The organism is Streptomyces sp. NPDC104106 (genome assembly GCF_055584345.1).
Genome location: NZ_JBVJMF010000015.1, coordinates 83,279 through 93,194, shown reverse-complemented (window position 1 = coordinate 93,194; position 9,916 = coordinate 83,279). Strand labels below are relative to the sequence as shown.

Below are 9,916 nucleotides of genomic sequence, written 5' to 3'. Positions count from 1 at the left end.
GGGGCTCTTGGGCCTGGGCTGCCGGTCCATGTGGTGGTCTGGAGCCGGGGGAAGTCACCCGGCCGGCGTCACGCGGACCCCAGGCCGGGCCGCCGGGCTGTGCGGCGATCCGCCGCTGGGGCAGCTCACCGGGCCGCCGTCACGCGGGGTCCCGGTCGGGACCGTCGGCTTGTGCGGCGGCCCGGAGCCGGGCGAACTCCTCGGCCATCGTCTGTGCCGTCCAGTGCGCGTTCAGCCCGCTCGGATTGGGCAGCACCCACACCCGGGTCGACCCGAACGCCCGCTCCTGCGGCCCCACCTGAGCCGTGCGGTCACCGAAGGCCGCACGGTACGCGGTCACCCCGACCACGGCCAGCCACCTCGGCGCCAGGCGCTGCACCTTCTCGGTGAGCAGCCGCCCGCCCGCGACGTACTCCTCGGCGGTCAGCTCGTCCGCCCGCGCAGTGGCGCGCGCCACGACGTTCGTGATGCCCAGCCCGTACGTCAGCAGCTCCCGCTGCTCCGCCGGCCGCAGCAACCTCGGGGTGAAGCCGGACAGGTGCAGCACCGGCCAGAAGCGGTTGCCGGGGCGGGCGAAGTGGTGACCGGTCGCCGCCGTCATCAGCCCCGGGTTGATGCCGCAGAAGAGCACGCGGAGGCCGTCCGCGACGACGTCCGGTACGAGACGGTCGCGGGCGGCCTCCAGTTCCGCCTTGGTGACGCGGGGAGCGCGGGTGGTCAGAGGATCGCCCCAGGGGTGTAACCAGCCGCCTCCGGACGCTGCTTGACGATCTCCTCGATCCGGCCGACGACGGTGCTTACCTGATCGGCAGCGGCGCCGGTGAAGGACAGCTTGTCGGCCATCAGGGCAGCCAGCTGCTCGCGGTCGAGCGGGAGGCGCTCGTCGGCGGCGAGCTTGTCGAGCAGGTCGTTGCGCTCGGCACCCTGCTCACGCATCGCGAGCGCGGTGGCCACGGCGTTCTCCTTGATCGCCTCGTGCGCGACCTCGCGGCCGACCCCGGCGCGCACGGCGCCCATGAGCACCTTGGTGGTGGCGAGGAACGGCAGGTAGCGGTCCAGCTCACGGGCGATGACGGCCGGAAAGGCACCGAACTCGTCCAGGACCGTGAGGAAGGTCTCCAGCAGGCCGTCGAGCGCGAAGAACGCGTCCGGCAGCGCGACCCGGCGCACCACCGAGCAGGACACGTCGCCCTCGTTCCACTGGTCGCCCGCCAGCTCGCCCGTCATCGAGGCGTAGCCGCGCAGGATGACCATGAGGCCGTTGACGCGCTCGCAGGAGCGGGTGTTCATTTTGTGGGGCATCGCCGAGGAACCGACCTGGCCGGGCTTGAAGCCCTCGGTGACCAGCTCGTGCCCGGCCATCAGCCGGATCGTCCTGGCCAGCGACGACGGCGCCGCCGCCAGCTGCACCAGCGCGGTGACGACCTCGTAGTCCAGCGAACGGGGGTAGACCTGGCCGACCGAGGTGAACGCCTGCGAGAAGCCCAGGTGCCGCGCGATGCGGTTCTCCAGCTGGGCGAGCTTGGCCGCGTCGCCGCCGAGCAGGTCCAGCATGTCCTGCGCCGTGCCGACCGGGCCCTTGATGCCGCGCAGCGGGTAGCGGCCCAGCAGTTCCTCGACGCGGCCGTAGGCGACGAGCAGCTCGTCGGCGGCGGTCGCGAACCGCTTGCCGAGGGTGGTGGCCTGCGCGGCCACGTTGTGCGAGCGGCCGGCCATGACCAGCTCGCCGTACTCGCCCGCCAGCTTGCCGAGGCGCGCGAGAACGGCCACCGTGCGGTCGCGCATCAGCTCCAGCGAGAGCCGGATCTGGAGCTGCTCCACGTTCTCGGTGAGGTCGCGGGAGGTCATGCCCTTGTGCACGTGCTCGTGCCCGGCGAGGTCGTTGAACTCCTCGATCCGCGCCTTCACGTCGTGCCGGGTGACCTTCTCGCGCTCGGCGATGGAGGCCAGGTCGACGGTGTCGAGGACGCGCTCGTAGTCGGCGATCGCCTCGTCGGGCACCTCGATGCCGAGGTCCTTCTGGGCGCGCAGCACGGCGAGCCAGAGCTGCCGCTCCAGCCGCACTTTCTGCTCGGGCGACCAGAGCGTGGCGAGCTGGGCGGAGGCGTAGCGTCCGGCGAGGACGTTCGGGATGCGGGGCTTGGCGGGCGCAGAAGTCACGTGTCCAGAGTTTACTGGCGATTCGTGCAGGCCAGCGCCAGGGCCCCGGTCGGCGGAAGCTACGAGACGCGGGTCACGTCCGGGGGCCGGCAGGGGCGTGGCCGGGTGTCGGCCGGCGCGCGGCTACGCCTGCCCCTCGTACGGCAGCAGATCCGGACGCTTGGGCGGGCGGCCGTCGCCCGAGGAACGGCCGGTCAGGCGACGGCCTATCCAGGGCAGCAGGTGCTCCCGGGCGAAGCGCGCGTCCGCGACCCGGCGCGTCAGCCAGTCCGGCGGCGGCGTGGCCGGCATCGGAACCCGCCACTGTGGGTCCTCCGCCTCGTAGCCGAGCGCCTGCCACACCGCCTCGGCGACCCGGCGGTGTCCCTCCGCCGTCAGGTGCAGCCGGTCCACGTCCCACAGCCGGGGATCGCCCAGGGCGGGCGCGCCGTACAGGTCGACGACGACCGCGCCGTGCCGGGCGGCCAGTTCGTCGACGCAGGAGAACAGCTCCTCCATGCGCGGCCGGAACCGCTCCAGCACCGGGCCCTGGCGGCCGGGGCTGCGCATCAGCACCAGCTGCCTGCAGGCCGGCGCGAGCCGCTCCACGGCCTCGGTCAGCAGGTCCCTGACCCGGTCCATGTCGCACTTGGGCCGCAGGGTGTCGTTGAGGCCGCCCACCAGCGTGATGACGTCGGCGTTCATCGCCGCCGCCACGTCCACCTGCTCGTCCACGATCTGCCGGATCAGCTTGCCCCGCACGGCGAGGTTGGCGTACCGGAAACCCGGAGTGCGGGCGGCCATCCGCGCGGCGAGAACGTCGGCCCAGCCCCGGTAGGAACCGTCGGGCAGCAGGTCCGACATGCCCTCGGTGAAGGAGTCCCCGACCGCGACCAGGCTGCTGTAGGGGGGAGATGCGGGATTCGTCTGCATGGCGTCAGCGATGGTATCCCGGCTCCATACCTGCCGGTCGGTCACCCCGGCCCACCCGCTCACACCCGCCCGGCCTGCGGCCTTGCCCCGGCCGCCCGCTCCCGCTCGTCCGGTCTGCGGCCTTGCGCCGGCCGTCGGCTCCCGCCTGCCCGGCCTGGCTCGCCTGCGGCTCGCTGCGGCCTGCCTCTGCCTGCCCGCTCCGGCTCGCCCCGGTGATACCCGGACACCCGGGGACGTCCGGCTACGCCCGGCCGTCCGGTGATGCCCGCCATCCCGCCCGAGCCCGGCCGGGCCGGATGGCGGGTCACGCCGGTTGGCCGAACAGTTCTCGCAGGACGTCCTCCATGGTCACCAGGCCGGACAGCCGGCCGTCGTCGCCGAGGACGGCCGCCAGATGCGTACGGCCGGCGCGCATCGCGGTGAGGACGTCGTCCAGCGGGGTGCTCTCGCGGACGCGCGCGATGGGGCGCATGTCCCGCAGCCGGAAGGGCACGTCCCGGGGCGAGGCGTCCAGCGCGTCCTTGACGTGCAGATAGCCCACGATGCGCCGGCCCACGTCGACCACCGGGAACCGGGAGAAGCCCGATTCGGCCGTCAGCCGCTCCAGCTCCTCCGGCGTGACGCCCACGCGCGCGTAGACGACCTTCTCCAGCGGCACCACGACGTCCCGCACCGGCCGGCTGCCCAGCTCCAGGGCGTCGTGCAGCCGCTCCTGGGCCCGGTCGTCGATCAGCCCGGCCTCACCGGCGTCCTTGACGATCTCGGCCAGCTCGGCGTCCGTGAAGGTCGCCGCGACCTCGTCCTTGGCGTCCACCCGCAGCAGCTTCAGCAGCCCGTTGGCGAAGGCGTTGACCGAGAAGATCACCGGGCGCAGCGCGCGGGACAGCGCGACCAGGGGCGGGCCGAGCAGCAGCGCGCTGCGCACCGGTTCCGCGAGGGAGATGTTCTTCGGGACCATCTCGCCGAGCAGCATGTGCAGATACGTGGCCAGGGCCAGAGCGATCACGAACGACACGGCGTGGCCCGCGCTCACCGGGACACCGACCGCGTGGAACACCGGCTCCAGCAGATGGGCGATCGCCGGCTCCGCGACCACACCGAGGACCAGCGTGCACAGCGTGATGCCGAGCTGGGCGGCGGCCAGCAGCGCGGAGACGTGCTCCAGACCCCACAGCACGCTCTTCGCGCGCCGGTCGCCCTCCTGGGCCAGCGGCTCGATCTGCGAGCGGCGCACGGAGATCAGCGCGAACTCGCCCGCCACGAAGAAGGCGTTGACGACGAGCGTCGCCAGCCCGATCAGCAGTTGTACGGCGGTCATCGCGTCCCCTCCGGGCTCTCGTGCTGCCGTTCGTCGTCCAGCGGCGCGTGCAGCAGCACGCGGGCCGCCCGGCGGCCGGAGGCGTCCACCACGTCCAGCCGCCAGCCGACGACCTCGACCGCGTCACCGGTGCGCGGTATCCGGCCCAGCCGGGCGGCGACCAGACCGGCCAGCGTCTCGTACGGCCCCTCGGGCACCCGCAGTCCCACGCGCGCGAGCTGGTCGGTGCGGGCCGCGCCGTCGGCGGAGTACAAGGCCCGGCCGTGCTCGTCCGCGCCGGCCGGGGCGAGGTCGGGCGTCTCGTGCGGGTCGTGCTCGTCGCGCACCTCGCCGACGACCTCCTCCACGATGTCCTCCAGCGTCGCCACGCCCGCCGTGCCGCCGTACTCGTCGATGACGACGGCCATCGTGCGCCGGCCGCCGAGGCGGTCCAGCAGCCGGTCGACGGTCAGCGTCTCGGGCACGAGCAGCGGCTCGCGCATCACCTGGTAGACCGGGCGGCGCGACCGCTCCTCGGCCGGCACGGCCAGCACGTCCTTGACGTGGGCGATGCCGACGACGGCGTCCAGGCCGCCCCGGTACACCGGGAACCGGGACAGACCGGTGGCCCGCGTCGCGTTCGCCACGTCCTCGCAGGTCGCCTGGGCGTCCAGGGCGATGACCTGCACGCGCGGGGTCATCACGTTCTCCGCCGTGAGATCGGCCAGGTTCAGGGTGCGCACGAACAGCTCGGCGGTGTCCGGCTCCAGCGCGCCCTCCTTCGCGGAGTGCCGGGCGAGCGCCGCCAGCTCCTGCGGGCCGCGCGCGGAGGCCAGCTCCTCCGCCGGCTCGATGCCGAGCCGGCGCACGAAATGGTTCGCCGTGTTGTTCAGATGCGTGATGAAGGGCCGGAAGGCCGCGCTGAAGAAGCGCTGCGCATTGCCCACCCGCTTGGCCATGGCCAGCGGCGCGGAGATCGCCCAGTTCTTCGGCACCAGCTCGCCGACGACCATCAGGAACACCGTCGACAGCGCCGTACCGAGCACGAGTGCGGCCGAAGCTGCCGCACCGGCCGACAGGCCCATCGACCGGAACGGGCCGGCGAGCAGCTTGGCGATCGACGGCTCGGCGAGCATGCCGACCACCAGGTTGGTCACGGTGATGCCGAGCTGGGCGCCGGAGAGCTGGAAGGTCAGGTTCCGTACGGCCTTCAGGGCGCCCGGGGCGCCGCGCTCGCCGCGCTCGGCGGCGCGCTCCAGCTCGCCGCGTTCCACCGTGGTCAGCGAGAATTCCGCCGCCACGAAGGCGCCACAGGTGAGCGACAGCAGGATCGCCACCACAAGGAGCAGCACTTCGGTCATCGGGTCACCCCCGTCCCATGATCGGACAGGGCAGGACGGAACGCGCGGTGTCGGGGACTGGGAGGCTCGCCCATGGGCGGACGCTCACAACCTTTCATCGAGGAACGAGTGCTCACTCAATGGTAAAGGATGAGCAAAACAACCTTCCGGGGTCTCCTTCGCGGCTCAGCCGACGAGTGGCTTGACCCAGCGCCGCCAGTGCTCCTCGGGGCCGTACCCGGCCGCGCTCCACGCGTGGTGCGCCGTCTCGTTGCGGACCAGCACCATCGCGTCCGCGCGCCGCCCGCCGAGCCGTACGAAGCGCTCCTCGGCGGCGGCCAGCAGCGCCGAGGCGATGCCCTGCCGACGCCGCTCCGGACGGACCGCGAGCCGGTACAGGTGGCAGCGCCAGCCGTCGAAGCCGGCTATCACCGTGCCCACGAGCCCGCCGTCGCGCTCGGCCAGCAGCAGGGCCCCGGGGTCACGGGCGAGCAGGCGCTCCACCCCGGCGCGGTCGTCGCTGATGCTGGTCCCCTCGGCGGCCGTCCGCCAGAAGTCCAGCACGGCGTCGAGGTCGTCGGCGAGGGCGGGGCGTATCCGCAGATCGGTCATGAGGCCATCCGATCACCGCCGCCGGGGCCGCCTCGCCGAATTCCACGATGCGGACCCCGCTACACGCTCTCCTCGCGCAGCCGCTCCATCACCGGCGCGAACGCCTCCATGTGCTCCTCCAGGACGGTCAGGTACGAGAACCCGAACCGTTCGCGCTGCGCCCGCACCCGCGCGACGAGGTCATCGATCGGGCCGGCCAGCACGGTGGGCAGCGCCAGCGCGTCGTCCGGGGTCAGCCGCGAGCGCCGGTCGTCCAGCAGCGGCTTCAGCAGGGCCCCGGGGTCGTCGGTGACGGCGACGAGCTGGATCAGCAGGTTGAGCTCGGCGCCCTGCGCCCGGTGCTCCGCCGCGAACGCGCGGTAGCGGGCCACGCGCTCGTCCAGCTCGTCCGCGGTGAGCGGGAGCAACTGTCCCGGCTCCGCGCCCGGCCGCGCCCCGGTGAAGGCCGCGATGTCGGCGTGCTGGGCGGTCAGCCGCAGCATCCGGTCGCCGTTGGCGCCGATCAGCAGCGGCACCCGGGACTGGACCGGCCGGGGCTGGAACTCGGCGGAGGACAGCAGACGGTTCACCTCCTCGACCGTGCGCGACAGATGCTCCACCCGCTCGCCCGGGGAGCCGAACGGCAGCCCGGCCGCCTCGTGCTCAGCCCGGACACAGCCGGTGCCGAGGCCGAGTTCGAGTCGGCCGCCGGTCAGCGCGTCCGTGGTCGTCACCTCGCGGGCCGGCAGCGCCGGGTTCCAGAGAGCGGCGTTGAGCACGAGCGTGCCGAGCCGGGTCCGCTCGGTCGCCTGGGCCGCCGCGACCAGGGGCGGGAACGGCGCGACCATGCCGAGGTGATCCGGGACGAGGATCACGTCGTACCCCAGCTCCTCGGGACGCCGGCACTTGGCGCGCCACTCGGCCGCGGGCGCGAGCAGGTTGACCCCGAAACGGAACGGATGCGGCATGAACTCGCCTCGGTGCTGGGCCACTTGATCTTGATCCGTGATTCCACCACGTCACCCGCCCGTCGGCGCGGGCAGGCCCTCACTCGTGGGCGATCGCCGCCAGCACGTTCATGCGCGACGCCCGCAGCGCCGGCAGCAGGGCCGCCACCACGCCCACCGCCGCCGCGCCGACCACGACCGCGACGATGGTGGGCCAGGGGACGGCCAGCTCCTTCAGGCCGCGCAGCGCCAGCACCCGCTGCATGGACACGCCCCACACCAGTCCCAGCCCGAGCCCGAGGACCGCGCCGAACACCGCGATCACCACCGACTCCAGCCGGATCATCCGGCGCAACTGCCGCCGCCCGAGCCCGATCGCCCGCAGCAGCCCGATCTCCCTGGTCCGCTCCACCACCGACAGGGCGAGGGTGTTGACCACCCCGAGCACGGCGATGACGATCGCCAGCGCCAGCAGCGCGTACACGAGGTAGAGCAGGACGGCGATCTGATCGTGCACCAGTTGCTTGTAGTCGCTCTGGTTGCGCACCTGGACCTGCGGGAACGGCCGCAGCGCCCGCTCCAGCCGGGGGCGCAGGTCCTGCGGTCGCGTGCCGGCCGCGGCATTGACGTAGAGCGCGGAGTCCTGGCTGTTCGGCACGTATTTCTCGATGGTGGCGAGGCCGGTGTACAGGCCGCCCTGCGCGCCGAACCCCTCCGTCGTGTCCTGGTCGGTGAGCGCGCCGACGGTCAGTTCGGTGTGCCGGCCGCCCGGGAACTCGACCGGAAGCACGCTGCCGGTCCGCACCCCGTGGTCCCTGGCGAAACCGGCGTCCATCGCCAGGTGCCCGGCCGCCAGCGCGTCCGCCGTGGTGCCCTGCGCGTAGGTGAGGTGGACGACGTCGTCGAGCCCTCGGCCGTATCCGGCGGCGGCCGTCCGGACCCGGCGCCCGTCCGGCAGTCGCACGGCGAGCTGGGTGAGCCGCTGCGGCACGACGAGCCCGACGCCGCGCGTGCCGGCCACGGCGGCGCGCACCTGGCCGGTGAACGGGGTGAAGTTGGCGTTCTGCACGATGAAATCGGCGCCGAGCGTCGTGTCGATCCGCCGGTCGAACGACGCCGACATCGAGTCGCTCGCCACCGACATCCCGGCGACCAGGGCCAGTCCCACCATGAGCGCGGCGGCGGTGGCGCCGGTACGGCGCGGGTTGCGCAGGGCGTTGCGCTGGCTCATCCGGCCGACCGGGCCGAACAGCGCCGGGAAGGCCGCGCCCAGCACCCGGATCACCGGCCGTACCAGCAGCGGTCCGGCGACCACCGTCGCGATCAGGGTCAGCACGACCCCGATGCCGAGCAGCACGGCCGCCTGCGCGGTCCTCGTGGCCGCCGCGCACCCGGCCAGCGCCGCCGCCCCGGCCGCCCCGAGCACTGCCCCGGCGACCGCCCGCGCCCGCAGCGGCTTTCCCGCCCCGGCGACCTCGGCGTCCACCAGCGCGGCCATCGGTGACACCGCCGCGGCCCGCCGGGCGGGAAGATAGGCGGCCACGAAGGTGACGCCGAGTCCGACGGCGTACGCCGCGACGGGCGTCCCCCAGCCGATGACCATCTCCGTGGCCCTCAGGTTCATCCCGAGCAGGCTCATCAGCCGGATCAGCCCCAGCGCCAGCCCGACCCCGGCCCCGAGGCCGAGCGTCGAGCCGGCCAGCCCGAGGAGCAGCGCCTCGGTGAGCACTGAGCGGCGCACCTGCCGCCGGTCCGCGCCGAGCGCCCGCAACAGGCCCAGTTCACGGGTGCGTTGGGCGATCAGCATGGAGAAGGTGTTGACGATCAGGAACACGCCCACGAGGAGGGCGACGCCCGCGAATCCCAGCATCACGTACTTGATGACGTCCAGGAAGGGTCCGAGGGCGGCCGCCGCCGACTTCGCCTGCTCGCGGGCCGTCCGCACGTCGTAGGGGCCGGTGCCGATCGCCCGGCCCACCCGCGCCTTGAGCCGCGCGTCGGTCACGCCCTGCGCCGCGTCCGCCGAGACGCTGGTCGCCAGCGCCTGCGACCCGAGCAGTTCCCGTCCCGCCACCGCCGGGTCCAGGAAGACCAGGGCCGCGCCCGGGTTGGTCGTGGTGAACGTGGCGATCCCGACCACCCGGACCCGGAACGTGCCCGGTTGCGCCTGCACCGTCAGCGGGTCGCCGATCCGCACGTGCTTCCTGGCGGCGGTGTCCGCGTCCAGCAGCGCCTCGCCCGCACCGCGCGGCGCGCGGCCGGAGGTCAGCTCCACGGGGCTGCGCCGGCCGGCGTACCAGGCGGTGGCGACGGTGGGGGCGCCGGTGGTCGGCCCGACGGACCTGTTCGCCCGGTTGACCACCACGACGTTGCGCACCTTGACGTCCGCGCGGGCCGCCGCGACGCCCGGCACCCGCGCCACCTTGTCCCGCAGCGCGGCGGGCAGGGTCTGCACCGGGCCGCCCGGGACCGGGGACGTGAGGTCCTGCTTCGGCTGGACGGTCACATCGGCGGCCGTCGAGGCGAAGAGCCGGTCGAAGGTACGGGTGACGGTGTCGGAGAAGATCAGACTGCCCGCGACGAACGCCACGGACAGGATCACGGCCAGCGCGGAGAGGGCGAGCCGCCCCTTGTGTGCGAGAAAGCTCCGCAGGGTCGCCTTGAGCACC

General features: G+C 73.5%; 8 protein-coding genes. All 8 read right to left on the bottom strand.

The window, feature by feature from the left end:
• Window positions 1–139: 139 nt before the first annotated feature.
• Window positions 140–721 (bottom strand): G/U mismatch-specific DNA glycosylase, encoded by a 582-nt coding sequence (mug, locus tag ACZ60X_RS30385; protein ID WP_469605446.1) that lies wholly within the window; start codon window positions 719–721, stop codon window positions 140–142.
• Window positions 718–2,160, bottom strand: coding sequence for an adenylosuccinate lyase (purB, locus tag ACZ60X_RS30380; protein WP_469605153.1), 1,443 nt, complete (start codon window positions 2,158–2,160; stop codon window positions 718–720). Before purB ends, mug begins: the two co-directional genes overlap by 4 nt.
• Window positions 2,161–2,283: 123 nt before the next feature.
• Window positions 2,284–3,072, bottom strand: a complete 789-nt coding sequence (locus tag ACZ60X_RS30375) for an SGNH/GDSL hydrolase family protein (protein ID WP_469605150.1) — start codon at window positions 3,070–3,072, stop codon at window positions 2,284–2,286.
• 304 nt (window positions 3,073–3,376) lie between these two features.
• Window positions 3,377–4,390, bottom strand: a complete 1,014-nt coding sequence (locus ACZ60X_RS30370) for a hemolysin family protein (RefSeq protein ID WP_469605149.1) — start codon at window positions 4,388–4,390, stop codon at window positions 3,377–3,379.
• The gene (locus ACZ60X_RS30365) at window positions 4,387–5,730 is read right to left on the bottom strand and encodes a hemolysin family protein (protein WP_469605145.1); all 1,344 of its coding nucleotides are present in this window, start codon (window positions 5,728–5,730) and stop codon (window positions 4,387–4,389) included. The genes ACZ60X_RS30370 and ACZ60X_RS30365 overlap by 4 nt, the downstream gene beginning before the upstream one ends.
• A gap of 165 nt (window positions 5,731–5,895) precedes the next feature.
• The gene (locus tag ACZ60X_RS30360; protein WP_469605142.1) at window positions 5,896–6,321 is read right to left on the bottom strand and encodes a GNAT family N-acetyltransferase; all 426 of its coding nucleotides are present in this window, start codon (window positions 6,319–6,321) and stop codon (window positions 5,896–5,898) included.
• A gap of 59 nt (window positions 6,322–6,380) precedes the next feature.
• Window positions 6,381–7,268 carry a TIGR03621 family F420-dependent LLM class oxidoreductase gene (locus ACZ60X_RS30355; protein ID WP_469605443.1) on the bottom strand — a complete coding sequence of 296 codons (888 nt, stop codon included), beginning with the start codon at window positions 7,266–7,268 and terminating at the stop codon, window positions 6,381–6,383.
• A gap of 79 nt (window positions 7,269–7,347) precedes the next feature.
• A complete protein-coding gene (locus ACZ60X_RS30350; protein WP_469605139.1) occupies window positions 7,348–9,915 on the bottom strand; it encodes an ABC transporter permease in 2,568 nt (855 codons plus the stop codon).
• Window position 9,916: the final 1 nt, after the last annotated feature.